Raw genomic sequence first — 19864 nt, 5'->3', positions numbered from 1 at the left:
GAATTCTGACGTGACGACCAATCAGCAGGCCGACCCCCTCATCGGGCGGCTTGTCGACGGCCGCTACCGGGTTCGCGCCCGCATCGCCCGCGGAGGCATGGCCACGGTCTACGTCGCCACGGACCTCCGCCTGGAACGACGCATCGCCCTGAAGGTGATGCATGCGCATCTGAGCGACGACTCCGCCTTCCAGAGCCGCTTCATCCAAGAGGCCCGGGCAGCGGCACGTCTCGCCGACCCGCACGTCGTCAACGTCTTCGACCAGGGGCAGGACGGCGAGCTCGCCTATCTCGTGATGGAGTATCTGCCCGGCATCACGCTGCGCGAGCTGCTCCGCGAGCAGAAGCGCCTCACGATCCCGCAGACCATCACGATCATGGATGCGATCCTCTCCGGCCTCTCGGCCGCGCATCGCGCCGGCATCGTGCACCGCGATGTGAAGCCGGAGAACGTGCTCCTCGCAGAAGACGGCCGCATCAAGATCGGCGACTTCGGTCTCGCCAGGGCGACCACGGCGAACACCGCGACCGGGCAGCAGCTGCTGGGCACGATCGCCTACCTCGCCCCCGAGCTCGTCACCCGCGGCACCGCCGACGCCCGCAGCGACATCTACGCCCTCGGCATCATGCTGTACGAGATGCTGGTCGGCGAGCAGCCGTACAAGGGCGAGCAGCCCATGCAGATCGCATTCCAGCACGCCACCGAGTCGGTGCCGCGTCCGAGTGTGCGCAACCCCGCCGTGCCGGAACAGCTCGACGAACTCGTGCTCTGGGCCACGGAGAAGTCCCCCGACGAGCGACCGGACGACGCGCAGCAGATGCTCGAGCGACTCCGGGAGATCGAGCGCGACCTCGGTGTCACCCCGACCGCAGCCAGAGCCACTGCCCCGCAGCACAGCCAGGGCGACTCGGGCGACCTCACCAAGGTCATGCCGGGCACCATGGTCATCGCCGATCCGACGGCCCCCACTCCTGCCGCGATCGACAACGCCACTCTCCTTCGTCGACGTGCATCGAAACGACGAGCACGCGGCGCCTTCCTCCTCGCACTCGTCCTGCTGCTGGCCGTGCTGGCGGGCGGCGTCGGCTGGTGGTTCGGCTCCGGCCCCGGCTCGCTCATCGCCGTGCCCGGTGTCGCCGGCGGCACCTACGACCAGGCGGCATCCGTGTTGACCGAAGCCGGTTTCGTGCCTTCGCAGCAGGACGAGTTCTCGATCGACATCGACAAGGGCACCGTGATCAAGACCGACCCCGCCGAGGGCACGCGTCTCGACAAGGGCACCCCGGTGGCCGTGATCGTCTCCGCCGGACCGGCGAACCACACCCTCGATGCGCTGAACGGTCGTGCCGAACAGGACGCCAGGACCTACCTCGAGAGCGTCAACGTCAACGTGGACGAGAAGTCCCTCGTCCTGTTCTCGGATGCCGACTCCGGCATCGTCATCAACGCGTACGTCACGCCGCGCGACGGCCGCGACGGCTACGAATGCGGCGAAGGCTGCGAGATCTTCGAAGACGACTCCGTGCAGCTGTATGTGTCGGCGGGAGAGTTCCCCGACGTCGCGGGGATGTCGGTCGGCGAGGCCACCAGCACGCTCACCGACAAGGGACTCGTCGTCACGTCCGACCCGCAGTACGTGTTCAGCGACAAGGTCGCGAAAGACCAGGTCATCGGCGTCGCCGACCGCGCAGAGGCGGGCAACTGGCGGCCGGGCGACAACGTGCAGCTCATCGTCTCGAAGGGACCCGAGCTGTTCCCGGTACCCGATGTCACCGGCAAGACCCTGAAGGACGCCAAGCAGATCCTCTCGGACAAGGGCTTCAAGGCGACGTACGCCGCCTGGGGCGATCTCCCCGGCTTCGCCGACATGGCCAAGGTGACAAGCCAGGACCCTGGCGCCGACAAGTCCCTGCCGCGCGGCGGCACCGTGAACCTCTCGATCGAACTCAGGGGCTGAGACTCCGGACACACGAAGAAGCCGCCCTCCGGATTCCGGGGGCGGCTTCTTCTGTCAGGAGACGAAGGGTGTCAGCGCTTCTCGAGCTCCTCGGCCACGAGGAAGGCGAGCTCCAGCGACTGCATGTGGTTCAGACGCGGGTCGCACAGGCTCTCGTAACGCGTGGCCAGCGCCGCCTCGTCGATCTGCTCCGATCCACCGAGGCATTCGGTGACGTCGTCGCCGGTGAGCTCGACATGGATGCCACCGGGGAACGTGCCGACAGCGCGGTGCGCCTCGAAGAAGCCGCGCACCTCGTCTACCACGTCGTCGAAACGGCGGGTCTTGTATCCGGTCGGCGTCGTGATGCCGTTGCCGTGCATCGGGTCGGTGACCCAGAGCGGCTGCGCACCCGAGTCGCGGACGGCCTCGAGCAGCGGAGGCAGAGCGTCGCGGATCTTGCCCGCGCCCATGCGCGTGATGAACGTCAGTCGTCCGGGCTCGCGCTCGGGGTCGAGCTTGTCGATCAGTGCCAGCGCCGTCTCGGGCGACGTGGTCGGTCCGAGCTTCACGCCGATGGGGTTGCGGATCTTGGAGAAGTAGTCGACGTGCGCGCCGTCGAGCTCGCGCGTGCGCTCACCGATCCAGAGGAAGTGCGCCGACGTGTTGTACGGGGTGTCCGTGCGCGAGTCGATACGCGTCATAGGGCGCTCGTAGTCCATCAGCAGGCCCTCATGGCCCGTGAAGAACTCGACGCGCTTGAGCTCGTCGAAGTCCGCTCCGGCAGCCTCCATGAACTTGATCGCACGGTCGATCTCGGCAGCCATGCGCTCGTAGCGCTGGTTGGCCGGGTTCTGCGCGAAGCCCTTGTTCCACGAGTGCACCTCGCGGAGATCGGCGAACCCGCCCTGCGTGAACGCGCGGATGAGGTTCAGCGTGGAGGCGGCCGTGTGGTATCCCTGCAGCAGGCGACCGGGGTCGGCCGTGCGGGAGCCCTCGGTGAAGTCGTACCCGTTCACGATGTCGCCGCGGTAGGCGGGAAGCGTGACATCGCCGCGCGTCTCGGTGTCGCTCGAGCGCGGCTTCGCGAACTGCCCTGCCATGCGACCCATCTTCACGACGGGCATCGATGCGCCGTACGTCAGGACGACAGCCATCTGCAGCACCGTCTTGATGCGGTTGCGGATCTGCTCGGCCGTCGCACCGGCGAACGTCTCGGCGCAGTCGCCACCCTGCAGAAGGAAGGCCTGGCCGGACGCCGCACGAGCGAGGCGGTCGCGGAGGTTGTCGACCTCACCGGCGAAGACCAGCGGCGGAAGCGTGGCGATCTGCTGGGAGACGTCGGCGACGCGGTCCGCGTCGGGCCACTGCGGCTGCTGCTTGATGGGAAGCGAGCGCCATGCATCAAGGGCTTCGATGTGGTGCGGGAGCATGCGTTCCAGCCTAGTGGTCGCAGGGAACGCCGAGATCCGCGCGCAGCCTATGTGACGCGAGTGGGAAGCCGGTCCTTGACGGTCGACGCGTAGACGTCTTCGTACCGCTGCTCCCCCAGTCGCTGCAGGGCGACCATGATCTCGTCCGTGACCGATCGCAGGATGTAGCGGTCGTTCTCCATGCCCGCGTACCGGGAGAAGTCGAGGGGCTCCCCGATCACGATCCCCACCCGGACGATGCGCGGCAGTCGGCGACCGATCGGCATCGCCGTGTCGGTGTCGACCATGATCACGGGCACGACCGGGACCTTCGCCTCCAGCGCCATGCGGGCGATGCCCGTGCGACCGCGGTAGAGAGTGCCGTCGGGACTGCGCGTCCCCTCCGGATAGATGCCGAGCAGATCGCCCCCGCCGAGCACCTGGAGCCCGGTGTTCAGCGAGGCCTCCGAGGCCTTGCCGCCCGAGCGGTCGATCGGGATCTGCCCGGTCGCCTTCATGAAGAACTTGGTGGCCCAGCCCTTGAGACCGCGTCCGGTGAAGTAGTCACTCTTGGCGAGGAAGGACATCGGCCGATCGATCACCAGCGGAAGGAAGATCGAATCGGCGAAGGACAGATGATTGCTGGCGAGGATCGCCGCCCCGCTCGCGGGCACGTTCTTCCGCCCCACGATCCACGGGCGGAACACCGCCTTGACCACGGGGCCGATCACCACGAACTTCATCAGCCAGTAGAACATCGAGGTGAAGTCTAGCGTCGTGGCGCCCTCGACCGGGATGACCCCGTCGAGTCGGGCATCGTCGCGACCGAGTCTCAGCTCGGACGCGACCCGGTCCCATACCCTAGACTCGAATCACATCCGTGCCCGACCGGTACCGAAGGAGCTGCCGTGGTCCAGTTTGAAGTCCCCGCGATCGTCCCCGCCGACCCCGACGCGAACGTCGCCGACCTCCTGGTCAAGCGCGTCGAGGCCACCCCCGATCGGGCGCTGTTCTCCGTGCCGGACGGCGACGGCTGGCGCGACATCTCCGCCGCCGACTTCCAGACGGCGGTGATCGCCCTCGCGAAGGGCTTCGCCGCCGCCGGTATCCAGCCCGGCGAGAAGGTCGGATTCCTCGCGCGCACGACCTACGAGTGGACGCTCGTGGACTTCGCGCTCTTCTATGCCGGCGCCGTCATGGTGCCGATCTACGAGACCAGCTCCCCCTCGCAGATCCAGTGGATCCTCGAGGACTCCGGCGCGATCGCGCTGATCGTGGAGTCGCCCGAGCACTTCGCCCGCGTCGACGAGGTGCGCGGTGACCTGCCCCTGCTCCGCGAGATCTGGCAGCTGCACCTCGGAGCGATCGACACGCTCACCGCTCAGGGCGCGTCCGTCACCGACGCGGAGATCACCCGGCGCCGCAACCTCGCCGTGGGCTCGGACATCGCGACCCTCATCTACACCTCGGGCTCGACGGGCCGCCCGAAGGGATGCGTGCTCACCCACAGCAACTTCGTGGAGCTGTCCCGCAACTCGGCCAAGGCGCTCGACGAGGTCGTGCAGACGCCCGGGGCGTCCACCCTCCTCTTCATCACCACCGCACACGTCTTCGCACGGTTCATCTCGATCCTCGACGTCCACGCCGGCGTGCGCACCGGGCACCAGCCCGACACGCGTCAGCTGCTCCCCGCCCTCGGATCCTTCAAGCCCACCTTCCTCCTCGCGGTCCCCCGCGTGTTCGAGAAGGTGTACAACTCGGCGGAGCAGAAAGCCGAGGCCGGAGGCAAGGGCAAGATCTTCCGCGCCGCCGCCGACGTCGCGATCGAGCACTCCAAGCTGCTCGAGGAAGGCAAGAAGATCCCCTTCGGGATGAAGCTCAAGTTCGCGCTGTTCAACAAGCTCGTCTACAACAAGCTCCGCGAGGCGATGGGCGGCAACGTCGTCTACGCCGTGTCGGGCTCCGCTCCCCTGGGCTCGCGCCTCGGCCACTTCTTCCACAGCCTCGGCGTGGTCATCCTCGAAGGCTACGGTCTGACCGAGACGACGGCGCCTGCGACGGTGAACCTGGCCGACAAGTCGAAGATCGGCACGGTCGGCCCGGCCCTGCCTGGTGTCGGCGTGCGTCTCGCCGACGACGGTGAGATCGAGGTCCGCGGCATCAACGTGTTCAAGGAGTACTGGAACAACCCCGAGGCGACCGCGGAGGCCTTCAGCGAGGGTGGATGGTTCCACACCGGAGACATCGGCAGCTTCGACTCCGAGGGCTTCCTCACGATCACCGGCCGCAAGAAGGAGATCATCGTCACGGCCGGCGGCAAGAACGTCGCACCGGCCGCACTCGAGGACCCGATCCGCGCGAACCCGATCATCGGACAGGTCGTCGTGGTGGGCGACCAGCGCCCGTTCATCTCGGCACTCGTCACCCTCGACCCGGAGATGCTCCCCACCTGGCTCGCGAACAACGGGCTCGAGGCCACGATGTCGCTCGCGGACGCCGCGAAGAACGCCGCCGTGCGCGCCGAGGTGCAGCGCGCCGTGGATGCCGCGAACAGCCGTGTCTCGCGCGCGGAGTCCATCCGGAAGTTCACGATCCTCGACTCCGAGTGGACCGAGGCGTCGGGCCACCTCACCCCGAAGCTCTCGATCAAGCGCAACATCATCATGAACGACTTCGCGGACGAGATCGCCGCGATCTACGACGAGCCGGTCGCGACGACCAACGTCCCGATCGGCGGGTGACGTCGGGGCCGAACCGGCCTCTTGCGAACGAACCGGCCCCCTGCGCTCGAGCGCAGGGGGCCGGTTCGTTCGCACGGGGGTGGTTCGGCGATCAGAACCAGGAGCTCTCCCGCACCTCGCGCATCGCAGTCTTGCGGGTCTCCGGGTCGAGACGGGTCAGGAAGAGCTTGCCGTCGAGATGGTCGGTCTCATGCTGCAGCGCCTGGGCGAGCAGCCCGTCGCCCTCGAGCACGACCGGGTTGCCGTCCAGATCGATGCCCTCGACGCGGGCCCACGGGTGGCGCTGTGCATCGTGCCAGAGACCCGGTACCGACAGGCATCCCTCCCCCGTGGGCTCGGGCTCGCCGCGGACCTCGGTGAGGACCGGGTTGAGCACGTACCCGATGTCGCCATCGATGTTGTAGCTGAAAGCGCGCACCGCCACACCGATCTGCGGTGCGGCCACCCCGGCCCGTCCAGGGAGCTCGACCGTGTCGACGAGGTCGGCGACCAGCGCGCGGACGCCGTCGTCGATCTCCTCGATCGGCGCGCACACGGTTCGCAGGACGGGGTCTCCGAAGATGCGGATCTCACGGACAGCCATCAGGCGGCCCTGGCCCGCAGGCCCTCGACCAGCAGTGCTGCCAGCTCGCGGGCCGCGACTCGGGTCTCGGGCAGCAGATTCGCGAACACGATCGTTCCCCCGCCCGCGATCTGCGGGTCGTACGGCACGCGCACGACACTGCGCGCGCGTGTGGCGAAATGCGCCTGCAACTCGTTCAGACGCACGAGGGGGGTGCCCGGCGTGGACTGGTTGAGCACGACGATCGCCTCGCGCGCCTGATCCGCGTATCCGTTGGTCTCGAGCCAGGTGAGCGTCTCCGACGCGAGACGCGCCTCGTCGACGCTGAGACCCGACACGATGACGATCTGATCGGCGAGGTCGAGAGTGGCGGACATGACCGAGTGCACGATGCCCGTCCCGGTGTCGGTGAGCACGAGCGAGTAGTAGTGCGCGGCCACGCCCGCGACATCGCGGTAGTCGCTGTCGCTGAACGCCTCGGCGATCCGCGGGTCGGAGTCGGATGCGAGCACGTCGAGGCGCGTCGCGTCCCGCGCCACGATGGCGGAGATGTCGTGGTAGCCCTTGACGTCGTCATGGATGCGGACGAGGTCGCGCACCGACTTGCTGTGGTGCGCGCGCACGATGCGCTCGGCGAGCGTCCCCCGATCGGGGTTCGCGTCGACCGCGATCACACGGTCCTCCCGCGCGTCTGCCAGCGCCATCCCGAGCAGCGCGGTGATCGTCGTCTTGCCGACGCCACCCTTGCGCGAGAGCACCGGGACGAACCGGGCTCCCCCGGTCAGCGGTGCGGCGATCCGTGCCGACAGGGCCTTTCGCTCGCGTGCGCGCCGACCATCGCCGATGTTGATGCGGCGTCCCGACATCGAATAGAGGAAGTGGCTCCACGCGCCTTCCGGCTCCGGCTTCGCGATCCGGTGCGGATCGAGGAGGCGATCGGCCGTGAGCAGGTCGGCCGACTCCCGGGACGACTCGCCCAGTTCGTCGAGCCGCTTGGAGGTGAGGGTCACATCCGCGCGCGCTGCTGCACGCGGAGGCTGCGGCACGACCGATCGATCTTCGGGGGTGGACACGATGCTGGTCTCCTTCTCGACGGAGGGGCGCACCGCTGAGGCGGGTGCGGGCGGAGGCGTCGCGAGCTCGGCCCGAGACCCGGCGAGGAACCGCGCAGCGGCGACCTCCTCGGCGGCTCGTTCGTTCACGACATCGGGTTCTTCAGCGGGCTGCTCCGCCACGGTCTTCGGTTCGACCGCCGGATCCTCCTCGACGATCGCATCGACGACGTCCTCCGAGGAGACCGGTGCACCCGCGGGAACGTCGATCACGACGGAGCCGACGAGGGCGGACTCCTCGATCACACCCGTGACAGCGGGAGGCTCGACGATCGACTCCACCACGGGGATGGGCGTCGGCGCGGTGGCGGAACGAGGAGCAGGAGCCGGCTTCGACAGCGGCTTCGCCTTCGATGCCGCCGTCGGCTTCGCGGCCACGACGACGGGCGGATCGACGACGAGGTCGGCGACGACCTCGCCTTCCACGACGCCGTCATCGGCGAGCTCGTCGTCTTCGTCCTGGGGGAATGTCACGCTCACCTGGGAGATCCCGCCGAGGATGCCGATACCTGCCGTGTCGAGGGACGCGGCTTCGTCGAGCACCCCCAGCGGGTTCTCGTCAGGGTCTGCGGTGTTCTTCGGGGTCACGATGTCGCTCCAAGCCTGCGCGAGCCTCGGGTGCACATGAGATGTGCGGCCCTCGCCCGCACAAGATTAGTGCGCGGGGCGGATCACGACCAAAAGATCTCCGGCATCGACCTGCTGGGTCTCGGCGATCGCATGGCGCTCGACGACGCCGTCGACGGGCGCGGTGATGGCCGCTTCCATCTTCATCGCCTCGATCGACGCGACGGGCTCGCCGGCGCGGACGGTCGACCCGACCTCGGCCTTCAACGTCACCACTCCGGAGAACGGCGCCGCGACCTGGCCCGGCACGGACGTGTCGGCCTTCTCGACCTCGTGGGCGTCCACCTTGATGGAGCGATCACGGACGAACACCGGACGGAGCTGCCCGTTCAGGGTCGTCATGACCGTGCGCATGCCCCGGTCGTCCGCATCGCCGATGGCTTCGAGACCGACGTACAGCCGCACACCGCGATCGATCTCGATCTGGTGCTCCTGCCCCGCCACGAGACCATAGAGGTAGTCGCTCGTGTCGAGCACGGACAGATCGCCGAACAGCTCGCGGCGCTCCGCGAACTCCGCGGTCGGGGCCGGGAACAGCAGCGTGTTGAGCCGGGTACGGCGTTCCGCGCTGGTGCCGGCGAGTACCGCCTCATCGTCCTTCGTGATCGCCGTGAGACCCGTGCGCACAGCACGGCCGGCGAGCACCTTGGTACGGAAGGGCTCGGGCCAGCCGCCCGGAAGATCCCCGAGCTCGCCCGCCATGAAGCCGACGACAGAGTCCGGAACGTCGTACTTCTCCGGGTTGGCCTCGAAGTCGGCGGGGTCGGCCTTGACCGCGGCGAGGTGGAGGGCGAGATCGCCCACGACCTTCGACGAAGGAGTGACCTTCGGGACGCGACCGAGGATCCGGTTCGCAGCCGCGTACATGTCCTCGATCAGCTCGAAGTCGTCGGCGAGACCGAGCGCCTTCGCCTGCTGGCGCAGGTTGGAGAGCTGCCCGCCCGGGATCTCGTGGTGGTAGACCCGCCCCGTGGGTCCTGGGAGACCCGACTCGAACGGTGCGTACTGGCGGCGCACCGCCTCCCAGTACGGCTCGAGATCGGAGACGCCCGCCAGCGAGATCCCGCTGTCGCGCTCGGTGTGCGCGAGCGCGGCGACCAGCGACGACAGCGAAGGCTGGCTCGTGGTGCCGGAGAGCGGCGCCGACGCCGCGTCGACCGCATCCACGCCCGCCGCACTGGCGGCGAGGAGGGTCGCGAGCTGACCGCCCGGGGTGTCGTGCGTGTGCAGGTGGACCGGAAGATCGAAGCGCTCGCGCAGCGCCGTGACGAGCTTCGCCGCCGCTGCCGGACGCAGCAGACCCGCCATGTCCTTGATCGCGATGATGTGCGCGCCCGCGGCCACGATCTGGTCAGCGAGACCCAGGTAGTAGTCGAGGGTGTAGAGCTCCTCGGCGGGGTCGAGCAGGTCGCCGGTGTAGCAGAGCGCGACCTCGGCGACGGCGGTGCCGGTGTTGCGGACCGCCTCGATCGCCGGGCGCATCTGCTCGACGTCGTTGAGGGCGTCGAAGATGCGGAAGATGTCGACGCCGCTCGCGGCGGCCTCGGCGACGAACGCCTCGGTGACCGCGGTCGGGTACGGCGTGTACCCGACCGTGTTGCGGCCGCGCAGCAGCATCTGGATCGCGACGTTCGGAAGGGCGGCGCGCAGCTTGTCGAGGCGCTCCCACGGGTCTTCTCCGAGGAAGCGCAGCGCCACGTCGTAGGTGGCACCGCCCCACGCCTCGACCGAGAGCAGGCCGGGGGTGAGCCTGGCGAGGTACGGAGCCGCCGCGGTGAGGTCCTTGGTGCGGACCCGCGTCGCGAGCAGGGACTGGTGCGCGTCACGGAACGTGGTGTCGGTGATCGCGAGCGCCGTCTGCTCACGCAGGCTGCGGGCGAAGCCTTCCGGCCCGAGCTCGAGGAGACGCTGACGCGAACCCGCCTCCGGCGTGGACGTCAGGTCGATCGCGGGAAGCTTGGTGATCGGGTCGACGACACCGGGGTGCGCGCCGTTCGGCTTGTTGACGGTGACGTCCACGAGCCAGTTCAGCAGCTTGGTGCCGCGGTCCTTCGAGACACGTCCGCGCAGCAGCTCGGGGCGCTCGTCGATGAACGACGTGCTCACGTCGCCGGCGATGAACGCGTCGTCCTCGAGGAGGGCCTGCAGGAACGGGATGTTGGTGGAGACCCCGCGGATGCGGAACTCGGCGAGAGCGCGACGGGCACGCGCGACGGCGGCCGGGAAGTCGCGCCCGCGGCAGGTGAGCTTGGCCAGCATCGAGTCGAAGTGGGGACTGATCTGCGCGCCCTGGTGGACGGTGCCGCCATCGAGCCGGATGCCGGCACCACCGGGCGAACGGTAGGTGGTGATCTTGCCCGTATCGGGACGGAATCCCTGCGTGGGGTCCTCGGTCGTGATGCGGCACTGCAGTGCAGCACCGCGCAGGTGCAGGTTCTCCTGCTGCAGTCCGAGATCGGCCAGCGTCTGACCGGCGGCGATACGCATCTGACTCTGCACGAGGTCGACGTCGGTGACCTCCTCGGTCACGGTGTGCTCGACCTGGATGCGCGGGTTCATCTCGATGAAGACGACCTCGCCGGCGCGCTCCCCTGCGGTCTCGAGGAGGAACTCGACCGTACCGGCGTTCTCGTAGCCGATCGATCGGGCGAAAGCGACCGCATAGCCGTGCAGAGCGGTGCGGATGCTGTCATCGAGGTTCGGTGCCGGAGCGATCTCGACGACCTTCTGGTGACGGCGCTGCACCGAGCAGTCGCGCTCGAACAGGTGCACGGTCTCGCCGGTCTTGTCGGCGAGGATCTGGACCTCGATGTGGCGGGGGCGCACGACCGCCTGCTCGAGGAACATGCGCGCGTCGCCGAAGGCGCTGGAAGCCTCCCGCATGGCCTCGGCCAGAGCAGGGGCGAGCTCTCCGAACGTCTCGACCCGTCGCATGCCCCGACCGCCACCGCCGGCGACCGCCTTGGCGAACAGCGGGAACCCGATCGCCTCCGCCTGCGCGACCAGAGCGTCGACGTCGTCGGAGGCCTCCGTGGAGCGGAGCACCGGGACGCCCGCCTCGACGGCGTGCCGTTTGGCCTCGACCTTGTTGCCCGCCATCTCGAGCACGTTCGAGGGCGGGCCGATGAACACGATCCCGTTCGCGGCGGCCTTCTCCGCCAGCTCGGGGTTCTCGGAGAGGAATCCGTACCCCGGGTAGATGGCGTCGGCACCGGACTCGAGCGCGACGCGGATGATCTCGTCGACGCTCAGGTACGCGCGCACCGGATGGCCGCGCTCCCCGATCTCGTACGCCTCATCGGCTTTGAGCCGGTGTACGGAGCCGCGGTCTTCATGAGGGAACACCGCGACGGTGCGCGCCCCCACTTCGACTGCCGCACGGAAGGCGCGGATCGCGATCTCGCCGCGGTTCGCCACAAGGATCTTCTGGAACATGCACACCTCTAGGAGCTCGATGCGCAGCGTTTTCGATGCGCATGGGGCGGGGCTGAGTGTTCCCCCAGCCTAGGGGAAGGTAACGTGGTGTCCGTGCACGTACTCAGCGTCAGCTCTCTCAAGGGGGGCGTCGGCAAGACGACCGTGACACTCGGACTGGCCTCAGCGGCCTTCGCCCGAGGCGTCCGGACTCTCGTCGTCGACCTCGATCCGCAGTCAGACGTCTCCACCGGGATGGACATCCAGGTCGCCGGGCGCCTCAACATCGCCGACGTCCTGGCGAACCCGAAGGAGAAGGTCGTCCGTCAGGCGATCACCTCCAGCGGCTGGGCGAAGGTGCACCCCGGCACGATCGATGTCCTCATCGGCAGCCCGTCCGCCATCAACTTCGACGGGCCGCACCCGAGCGTCCGCGATGTCTGGAAGCTCGAGGAAGCACTCGCCGCCGTCGAGGCCGACTACGACCTCGTGCTCGTCGACTGCGCCCCCTCGCTGAACGCACTGACACGCACGGCCTGGGCCGCGAGCGACCGCGTCATGGTGGTCACCGAACCCGGCCTCTTCTCCGTCGCCGCCGCCGACCGCGCCCTCCGCGCGATCGAGGAGATCCGTCGCGGACTCTCCCCTCGCCTCCAGCCTCTCGGCATCGTCGTGAACCGGGTGCGCCCGCAGTCGATCGAGCACCAGTTCCGCATCAAGGAGCTGCGCGACATGTTCGGCCCGCTCGTGCTCTCCCCCCAGCTGCCGGAGCGCACCTCGCTGCAGCAGGCGCAGGGAGCCGCGAAGCCACTGCACATCTGGCCGGGCGACTCCGCACAGGAGCTCGCGGCCGACTTCGACCAGCTCCTCGACCGGATCATCCGCACCGGACGGATCCCCGTTCCCGAGAGCGGTCCGCAGAGCTGACGAGACCCCCGACGCGCACAGCGAAACGGCCATCCTCTTCGAGGGTGGCCGTTATGCGTGTCCGGATCGCGGAATCAGGCGGAACGCTTGGTCCGGCGAGCGGAGAGCTCGTCGACGGGATCGGGAGCCGTGGCATCGAAAGCGACGAGCGTCGACTCCACCTCCCGGAGGACCTTTCCGACGGCGATGCCGAACACGCCCTGGCCGCGGCTGACGAGGTCGATGACCTCGTCGTTGGACGTGCAGAGGTAGACCGAGGCACCGTCGCTCATCAGCGTGGTGCCGGCGAGGTCGCGGATACCGGCGCGACGCAGTTCCTCCACAGCCGTGCGGATCTGCTGCAGGGAGATCCCGGTGTCGAGGAGGCTCTTCACGAGCTTCAGCACCAGGATGTCGCGGAAGCCGTAGAGCCGCTGCGAGCCGGAACCGCTGGCCCCGCGGACGGTGGGCTCCACGAGCTCGGTACGCGCCCAGTAGTCGAGCTGACGATAGGTGATGCCAGCGGCACGAGCAGCGACCGCACCGCGGTATCCGACCTCGTCGTCCATGGCCGGGAGACCGTCCGTGAAAAGGAGTTCGGGCACGAACCGCGGGTCGCCTGCTAGCTCATCCGCATTCATCTGAAATCCTCCCTGGAACGGTTATCTCCTACGGTAGAGCAGTGCCTGGGCACCGGCAATCACATCCGCACGACGCCGAAGGTGTGTCGCAACCAGTTCGTTACGAAAGCACTCGGGAGAGGGCGTCCCTGACGAAGAGCGAACGCACTTCGTCGATCCGGGTGGCCAGTTCCGGGCCCAGCTCACTGGCCTTCGCACGGGACGAGGCATCGGTCCGGCGCAGCAGCGTGGACAGCGCGGACTCGATGAGAGCCACCTCGCGCTCGGCGCCCTGACGCAGGGAACGCAGGTGACGCGGCTCGATGCCGTGACGGTCCAGCGCGACGAGACCGCGCAGCAGCTTCACCGTCGCCTCGGGATAGCTCTCCTGCGCAGTGATGACACCGGTGCTGATGGCGTCGTTCAGCAGCTGCGGACCCGCGGCCGCCGCGGCGAGGAGCTCGTCGCGGCGGTAGCGCCGCGGCGTCGGGGTGATCGACGGCGGCGGGACGAGCGACGGTGTGTCCCCCGCCGCCTCGGTCTCGTCGAGCTGCTCGCGGATGACGCTCAACGGCAGATAGTGGTCGCGCTGCAGGGTGAGCCCGAGTCGCAGCCGCTCGATGTCGGCCGCGGAGAACTTGCGATAGCCGGACTCCGTGCGAGACGGGGTGACGATGCCCTGCACCTCGAGGAAGCGTAACTTGCTGGAGGTGAGGTCGGGGAACTCCGGTGTGAGCCGAGCGAGGACCTGACCGATACTCAGCAAGCCCGCGGACGCGGAACGTTCGCGGGCAGGGGAAGCCGCCATCAGGCGTTCGCCGCCGCGCGATCGCGAGGAGAGGCGAAGAAGTTCAGCCGGAACTTGCCGACGCGCAGCTCGGAGCCGTCGACCAGCGGGCTGCGGTCGACGCGTTCTCCGTTCACGTACGTGCCGTTGAGCGAGCGCTGGTCGATGATCTCGAACGTCGTGCCCGTGCGGGTGATCTCGGCGTGACGACGCGAGACGGTGACGTCATCGAAGAAGATGTCTGCCTCGGGGTGCCGGCCGACCGTGGTCACGTCGGTGTCGAGGAGGTATCGCGCGCCGGCGAGAGCGCCCGAGCGCACCAGCAGCAGGGCCGATCCTGATGGCAGCGCCGCGATGGCGGTCTGCTCGACGTCGGTGAGCTCCACTCCGAACGGCACGAAGGACAGGTCGGAATCGTGTCCGAACGTCTGCGTCACATCGTGCTTCTGGTCGCCGGAGCGGTGGATTGCGGCTTCTCCGGCCGGTCGGCTGTCGCTGTCTGTCACTGTGCCCTCCTGATGATCCAGACTATCGGATGGCGCGCCGCCCGCGGGAGGCGGCTTTCATACTCAGCCATCGCATACCGCTCCTTCATAGGGTGGAGTCGTGAAGACCAAAGCCCTGCGCCACCCGGCCGCCCCGATCGCCCTCGCCGCGACTCTGCTCGCCGCACTCCTCGTGCTCTTCTCCCCCCTGTCGGCCTCCGCGCACGATGCACTCGTGTCGTCGTCGCCTGCCGCCGACGAATCGGTCGAGACCCTTCCGGACGCACTGACGCTCACCTTCAGCGCGAAGCTCATCGACGGCGAGGGAGCGACGGAAGTGGTCGTGACCGACCCCGCCGGGAACTCGGTCACCGAGGGATCGGCGACCGTGGACGGCGCGATCGCGACGCAGCCGCTCAGCGGGTCCGGCCCCGCCGGGGTGTACCACGTGGTCTGGAAGGTCGTCTCGAGCGATGGACACCCGACCTCCGGCGAGTACTCCTTCACCGTGACCGTCGGCGACGACGCCGCCGCGACCGACGAGCCCAGCGCGGCACCCACCACGACCGCACCGTCCGCCGAGCAGACCACGGGCCCGGCAGTGACCTCGACCCCCGCACCGGACGACACGAGCGACTCGGACGGCGGCTCAGCCGCGGTCTGGATCGTGTCGATCCTCGCCGTCCTGGTCGTCGCCGGCGTGGTCGTCTGGATCGTCATGAGCCGTCGTCGGGGCGGGTCCCCGGCCGATTCCGACGCCCCGTCGGAGCGATAGGCTTAAGGCATGCCACATTACGACGTCGTCATCCTTGGTGCAGGTCCTGGCGGATACGTCGCTGCGGTTCGCAGCGCGCAGCTCGGTCTCTCCACCGCCATCATCGAGGAGAAGTACTGGGGCGGTGTCTGCCTCAACGTCGGCTGCATCCCCTCCAAGGCACTCCTGAAGAACGCCGAGCTCGCGCACACGCTCAACCACAAGGCCGACTTCTTCGGCATCTCGGGCGAGTTCACGATCGACTTCGGCAAGGCCTTCGACCGCAGCCGCGAGGTCGCCGAGGGACGCGTCAAGGGCATCCACTTCCTGATGAAGAAGAACAAGGTGACCGAGTACAACGGTCGCGGCACGTTCACGGGCCCCAAGGCGATCTCGGTCGCCAAGGCGGACGGCACGACCGAAGAGGTCACCTTCGACAACGTCATCATCGCCACCGGATCCAAGGTCCGTCTGCTCCCCGGCGTGCAGCTGAGCGAGAACGTCGTGACCTACGAAGAGCAGATCATGACCCGTGAGCTGCCGGAGTCGATCGTCATCGTCGGCGCCGGCGCGATCGGCATGGAGTTCGCCTACGTGCTGACGAACTACGGCGTGAAGGTCACGATCATCGAGTTCCTCGACCGTGCGCTTCCCAACGAGGATGCGGACGTCTCGAAGGAGATCACCAAGCAGTACAAGAACTACGGCGTCGACATCCTCACCTCCACCAAGGTCGAGACCATCGTCGACAACGGCTCCTCCGTCACCGTCACCTATACCGGCAAGGACGGACAGCAGTCGTCGATCGAGGCCGGCAAGGTACTCATGTCGGTCGGCTTCGCCCCGAACATCGAGGGCTTCGGCCTCGAGAACACCGGTGTGAAGCTCACCGAGCGTGGTGCGATCGACATCGACGATCACATGCGCACGAACGTCGAGGGCATCTACGCCATCGGCGACGTGACCGCCAAGCTGCAGCTCGCACACGTTGCCGAGGCGCAGGGTGTCGTCGCCGCCGAGACGATCGGCGGCGCGGAGACCCAGACGCTCGGCGACTATCGCATGATGCCGCGCGCGACGTTCTGCTCCCCGCAGGTCGCCTCGTTCGGCCTTACCGAGCAACAGGCCAAGGACGAGGGGCGCGAGATCAAGGTCGCGACCTTCCCGTTCATGGCCAACGGCAAGGCGCACGGTCTCGGCGAGCCGGTCGGCTTCGTCAAGCTGATCGCCGACGCCGAGCACCTCGAGCTCATCGGCGCCCACATGATCGGCCCGGACGTCTCCGAGCTGCTCCCCGAGCTGACCCTCGCACAGAAGTGGGACCTCACCGCACTCGAGCTGGCCCGCAACGTGCACACGCACCCGACACTGTCGGAGGCTCTGCAGGAAGGCTTCCACGGCCTCGCGGGGCACATGATCAACTTCTGATCGCTGGTCACGAAGGCCCGGTCCGCACATCGCGGACCGGGCCTTCGTGCATCACAGGCCGCGCATTGTGAGGAGCCCGGACGTCCAGCCGCGCAACGGCGGCGATCCCAGCACGCGCACCAGCTGCTCCCTCGCCTGCACGACCGGGGCCGGTGCGGGGGCGCCCATCGACATGTAGAACGCGGAGCGACGCTGCGCCCGGGATGCGGAACGGCGCACTCTGCGCTCGAACCTCGCCAGATCCGGCATCCGGTCCGGCAACGACGACACGAGTTCGGACGCGAGGCGCGCGGCATCGAGCCACCCGAGGTTCATGCCCTGACCGCCGATCGGACTGATCTCGTGCGCGGCATCCCCCAGAAGCATCACCCGGCCCCGCTGCAGCCGCATGGCCGCATGCTGCGCCGCGAGGAAGGACGTCGGCTCCGCGCCGTCGTCGAGATCGATGACGATCCCCGTGCGCGCCTCGATCGCTGCCCGGAACTCCGCCGAGGCATCCAGTCGGGCGTGGGGCGTGGCGCGCACGACCCACCGACGACGCCCGTCCGGAAGAGGGAAGGACTCGACGAGGCCTCCCGGTTCGCAGTGCAGGATCGCGCGCTCCCCCGGCAGCGCATCGAGGACGTCGAGCATCGCGTAGGAGGCCCGCCCGGAGCGGCGCCGCCAGGCGATGTCGAGCTCTCCTCGGAGAGCGCTCCTGACCCCATCGGCGACGACCACCGCCGACGCCGTCAACTCGTGCGGACCGCCCGCGGTGTCCACCGAGACCTGCACGACATCGCCTCTCTCCCTGACCGCGCGCACGGTGCATCCGGCGATCAGTGCATCCTCGGACAGCGCGTGCAGACGGTCGCGGAGCAGCGCATCCGTCCGGGTCTGCGGGAGAATCAGGACCGGACGGTCCGGATCGAACGTGAGGGTCGCCAGCGTCCGGCGACGGCTGCGCACCTCGCCGCCCTCGAGCCGCAGCGCCTCCGCCCGCACCGCAGGGCCGAGGCCGGCAGCGTCCAACGCATCCAGTCCCGGTCGGTGGATGCCGATCGCCCTGGTGCGACCGTCGGCCAGCGTCCGCCGTTCGCAGACCACCACCCGCAAGCCCTCCTGCACGAGGAGGCACGCCAGCATCAGTCCGATCGGCCCCGCCCCGACCACGAGCACGTCATGGTCGGGCACGATCGTCCTCCCAGCGCAGCTCCAGTCGCGACGGCACCCCGGCGCGCACCTCCCAGCCGACGGGGACGACGGCCGCGAGCTCGTCGACCGTGTACGAGCGACGGATGCTGATGAGGCCGTCCTCGCGGATGAACGAATCGGCGAGGAGCGTACGCGCGAGGGGCCAGGTGGCCGTGGCGAACAGCACTTGCGCGGTCCGGCTGCGGGCGATGTCGCGATGGACCACCACGCCCCCGGGAGCCGCGAGCCGTAGGGAGTCGTCGAGCACCGCCGCGAGCTCGCCGTCGTCGAGATGATGCAGCACGTGGTTGGACAGCACCACGTCGTAGGTGTCACCGGCCGCCACCAGATCGCTCGTCAACGCATGGCGATAGCGGATGCCGGCACCATGATCGTGCGCCGATGCCCAGCGGATCGCCCGCTCGTCGGCATCCAGCGCTGTGATCTCCGCACGGAGGCCATCGCGACGCAACCGCCCGGCGAGCAACCGGCACAGGTCGCCCCCACCGGCTCCGACATCCAGGATCCGCAACGGCCGGGTGCGCCGCGCACGCGGGCGGATGTCCCGCCGGTAGAGGGTGCCGGGGCGGGACACCAGTGCGTTCACGAGACCGAAGCGACCGTACGTGCGCGCCAGCATCCGCGCATCCGCATGCGGGTCGTCCATCAGCTCACGCGTCTCGGTATCGCGCACCCCGAGGGCCGGGCTCATGAGCCGGTCGGCGCCACGACGGTCATCAGCGCGCTCTCCGCGGTGAGGCCGGGACCGAACGCCATCGCCGAGACACGATCCCCCGCCGCGGCCCCCTCCTCCTCGAGGATGCGCTTGAGCACGAACAGCACCGTGGCGCTGGACATGTTGCCGTTCTTCCGCAGGACCTCCCTGGCCGGATGCAGCTGCGTGACGCTGAGGTTCATCCGCTCCTGCACCTTGTCCAGGATGCTGCGCCCGCCGGGATGGATGGCCCAGTGCCGGACCACCTCCCCCACCGCACCTTCCTCGAAAGCGGCTGCCAGTTCGCTCTCGCCGGCGTACAGAGGACGGAGCGCGCCGATGATCGTCTCCCCGATGATCTGCGGCACGGAGGTCGAGAGGATCATCTCGAACCCGCTGTCGCCGATCGTCCACGCCATGTCCTTCTCTCCCTCGGGCGCGATCGCCGTGTGGAAGCGATCGAGTCGCAGAGCCGTCACCGGGGACGGGAGGTCGCGCGCCGTGACGATCCCCGCCGCCGCCCCGTCGGCGAACAGGGACGAGGCGACGATCGTGTCGGGGTTCCCCGAGGACCGCAGGTGCAGCGTGCACAGCTCGACGCTCACGACCAGCACCACCGCGTTCTCGTCCGCGAGGCAGAACTGGCTCGCGGCCCGCAGCGCCGGCATCGACGCGTAACAGCCCATGAACCCGAGGTGGAAGCGCTGCACCGCGTCCGACAATCCCAGCGCGCGCACGATCTCGTACTCGGGGCCGGGAGCGTGGAACCCCGTGCAGGAGACCGTGATGACGTGGGTCACATCGTCCGGCCCGAGATCGGGATCGGCATCCAGCGCCCGCCGCGCCGCCTCGACGAAGAGCCTGGCGGCTTCCCGGGCGTAGACCTCGTTGCGCGCCTTCGTACCGGGAGCGAGCAGCATCCCCGACCGACGGTCGAAGAACACGGGGTCGACCACCTCGGAATCCAGCGACAGCTCGTCGATCACGGTGTGCCGGGTATCGATGCCGGAGACGTTGAACGACGTCGTGACGATCCGCCGCGCCAGACGGCCGAGATCGGGCTGCTGCGCGAAGACATCGCGCACCTGCTCCTGCACGAGGACGGTATCGGGAACGATCGCCTGCAGCGATCGAAGCACAGGCGGTCGACTCATGCTGTCACTCAAGCACTCGCCGCCACCCGGGGGAAGGG

The 19864-nt window shown here is 68.6% G+C and carries 16 protein-coding genes; 5 read left to right on the top strand and 11 right to left on the bottom strand.

Annotated elements, in window-relative coordinates; genetic code table 11:
• Positions 1–10: 10 nt before the first annotated feature.
• Positions 11–1957, top strand: coding sequence for a Stk1 family PASTA domain-containing Ser/Thr kinase (gene pknB, locus WFM69_RS16435; protein ID WP_337006587.1), 1947 nt, complete (start codon positions 11–13; stop codon positions 1955–1957).
• Positions 1958–2028: 71 nt separating this feature from the next.
• On the opposite strand, the gene WFM69_RS16430 is transcribed toward pknB, so the two are convergent.
• Positions 2029–3369: a class II 3-deoxy-7-phosphoheptulonate synthase gene (locus tag WFM69_RS16430; protein WP_337006585.1), complete on the bottom strand. Its 1341-nt coding sequence runs from the start codon at positions 3367–3369 to the stop codon at positions 2029–2031.
• 47 nt (positions 3370–3416) lie between these two features.
• Positions 3417–4106 (bottom strand): lysophospholipid acyltransferase family protein, encoded by a 690-nt coding sequence (locus tag WFM69_RS16425; protein ID WP_337006582.1) that lies wholly within the window; start codon positions 4104–4106, stop codon positions 3417–3419.
• A gap of 150 nt (positions 4107–4256) precedes the next feature.
• Between WFM69_RS16425 and WFM69_RS16420 the strand changes: the two genes are divergently transcribed.
• Positions 4257–6089: an AMP-dependent synthetase/ligase gene (locus WFM69_RS16420; protein ID WP_337006580.1), complete on the top strand. Its 1833-nt coding sequence runs from the start codon at positions 4257–4259 to the stop codon at positions 6087–6089.
• Between the two features lie 91 nt (positions 6090–6180).
• On the opposite strand, the gene def is transcribed toward WFM69_RS16420, so the two are convergent.
• From def to WFM69_RS16405, 3 genes are all read right to left on the bottom strand, one after another.
• Complete coding sequence (gene def / locus WFM69_RS16415) at positions 6181–6672, bottom strand: peptide deformylase (RefSeq protein WP_337006578.1); 492 nt, start codon at positions 6670–6672, stop codon at positions 6181–6183.
• Positions 6672–8351, bottom strand: coding sequence for a MinD/ParA family ATP-binding protein (locus WFM69_RS16410; RefSeq protein WP_337006576.1), 1680 nt, complete (start codon positions 8349–8351; stop codon positions 6672–6674). The genes def and WFM69_RS16410 overlap by 1 nt, the downstream gene beginning before the upstream one ends.
• Before the next feature lie 66 nt (positions 8352–8417).
• Complete coding sequence (locus tag WFM69_RS16405) at positions 8418–11825, bottom strand: pyruvate carboxylase (RefSeq protein WP_337006574.1); 3408 nt, start codon at positions 11823–11825, stop codon at positions 8418–8420.
• Between the two features lie 93 nt (positions 11826–11918).
• Here WFM69_RS16405 and WFM69_RS16400 point away from each other — a divergent pair, with 93 nt between their 5' ends.
• A complete protein-coding gene (locus WFM69_RS16400; protein WP_337006672.1) occupies positions 11919–12731 on the top strand; it encodes a ParA family protein in 813 nt (270 codons plus the stop codon).
• Positions 12732–12805: 74 nt separating this feature from the next.
• Here the strand turns inward: WFM69_RS16400 and WFM69_RS16395 are convergent, their stop codons facing one another.
• The 3 genes from WFM69_RS16395 to WFM69_RS16385 all read right to left on the bottom strand — a co-directional run bounded on the left by WFM69_RS16395 (position 12806) and on the right by WFM69_RS16385 (position 14623).
• A complete protein-coding gene (locus WFM69_RS16395) occupies positions 12806–13351 on the bottom strand; it encodes a MerR family transcriptional regulator (RefSeq protein ID WP_337006572.1) in 546 nt (181 codons plus the stop codon).
• Between the two features lie 100 nt (positions 13352–13451).
• Positions 13452–14138 carry a transcriptional regulator FtsR gene (ftsR, locus tag WFM69_RS16390; protein WP_337006570.1) on the bottom strand — a complete coding sequence of 229 codons (687 nt, stop codon included), beginning with the start codon at positions 14136–14138 and terminating at the stop codon, positions 13452–13454.
• Positions 14138–14623: an FHA domain-containing protein gene (locus WFM69_RS16385; RefSeq protein ID WP_337006568.1), complete on the bottom strand. Its 486-nt coding sequence runs from the start codon at positions 14621–14623 to the stop codon at positions 14138–14140. The genes ftsR and WFM69_RS16385 overlap by 1 nt, the downstream gene beginning before the upstream one ends.
• Before the next feature lie 100 nt (positions 14624–14723).
• Here WFM69_RS16385 and WFM69_RS16380 point away from each other — a divergent pair, with 100 nt between their 5' ends.
• Together WFM69_RS16380 and lpdA are read left to right on the top strand one after the other, a co-directional pair.
• Positions 14724–15377, top strand: coding sequence for a copper resistance CopC family protein (locus WFM69_RS16380; RefSeq protein ID WP_337006566.1), 654 nt, complete (start codon positions 14724–14726; stop codon positions 15375–15377).
• Positions 15378–15386: 9 nt separating this feature from the next.
• Positions 15387–16784, top strand: a complete 1398-nt coding sequence (lpdA, locus tag WFM69_RS16375; RefSeq protein ID WP_337006564.1) for a dihydrolipoyl dehydrogenase — start codon at positions 15387–15389, stop codon at positions 16782–16784.
• A gap of 51 nt (positions 16785–16835) precedes the next feature.
• Here lpdA and WFM69_RS16370 read toward each other — a convergent pair whose 3' ends face one another.
• The 3 genes from WFM69_RS16370 to WFM69_RS16360 are packed head-to-tail and all read right to left on the bottom strand — an operon-like array spanning position 16836 to position 19826.
• Positions 16836–17957 carry an FAD-dependent oxidoreductase gene (locus WFM69_RS16370; RefSeq protein ID WP_337006562.1) on the bottom strand — a complete coding sequence of 374 codons (1122 nt, stop codon included), beginning with the start codon at positions 17955–17957 and terminating at the stop codon, positions 16836–16838.
• On the bottom strand, positions 17944–18669 hold the full coding sequence (locus WFM69_RS16365; protein WP_337006560.1) for a methyltransferase domain-containing protein: 726 nt from the start codon (positions 18667–18669) through the stop codon (positions 17944–17946). The genes WFM69_RS16370 and WFM69_RS16365 overlap by 14 nt, the downstream gene beginning before the upstream one ends.
• Complete coding sequence (locus WFM69_RS16360; RefSeq protein ID WP_337006558.1) at positions 18666–19826, bottom strand: type III polyketide synthase; 1161 nt, start codon at positions 19824–19826, stop codon at positions 18666–18668. The genes WFM69_RS16365 and WFM69_RS16360 overlap by 4 nt, the downstream gene beginning before the upstream one ends.
• Between the last annotated feature and the right edge of the window lie 38 nt (positions 19827–19864).

The sequence above is a fragment of the Microbacterium sp. LB12 genome (assembly GCF_037150835.1).
In the GTDB taxonomy this organism is placed as follows: Bacteria; Actinomycetota; Actinomycetes; order Actinomycetales; family Microbacteriaceae; genus Microbacterium.
The sequence above is the reverse complement of the archived record's forward strand: the minus strand, read 5'-3'. Positions and strand labels throughout refer to the sequence as shown.

Coding starts and splice junctions, on each gene's coding strand:
- def (WP_337006578.1), bottom strand. CDS start 6,672: ATGGCTGTCCGTGAGATCCGCATCTTCGGAGACCCCGTCCTGCGAACC.
- lpdA (WP_337006564.1), top strand. CDS start 15,387: ATGCCACATTACGACGTCGTCATCCTTGGTGCAGGTCCTGGCGGATAC.
- ftsR (WP_337006570.1), bottom strand. CDS start 14,138: ATGGCGGCTTCCCCTGCCCGCGAACGTTCCGCGTCCGCGGGCTTGCTG.
- WFM69_RS16430 (WP_337006585.1), bottom strand. CDS start 3,369: ATGCTCCCGCACCACATCGAAGCCCTTGATGCATGGCGCTCGCTTCCC.
- WFM69_RS16360 (WP_337006558.1), bottom strand. CDS start 19,826: ATGAGTCGACCGCCTGTGCTTCGATCGCTGCAGGCGATCGTTCCCGAT.
- WFM69_RS16425 (WP_337006582.1), bottom strand. CDS start 4,106: ATGTTCTACTGGCTGATGAAGTTCGTGGTGATCGGCCCCGTGGTCAAG.
- WFM69_RS16405 (WP_337006574.1), bottom strand. CDS start 11,825: ATGTTCCAGAAGATCCTTGTGGCGAACCGCGGCGAGATCGCGATCCGC.
- WFM69_RS16395 (WP_337006572.1), bottom strand. CDS start 13,351: ATGAATGCGGATGAGCTAGCAGGCGACCCGCGGTTCGTGCCCGAACTC.
- WFM69_RS16365 (WP_337006560.1), bottom strand. CDS start 18,669: ATGAGCCCGGCCCTCGGGGTGCGCGATACCGAGACGCGTGAGCTGATG.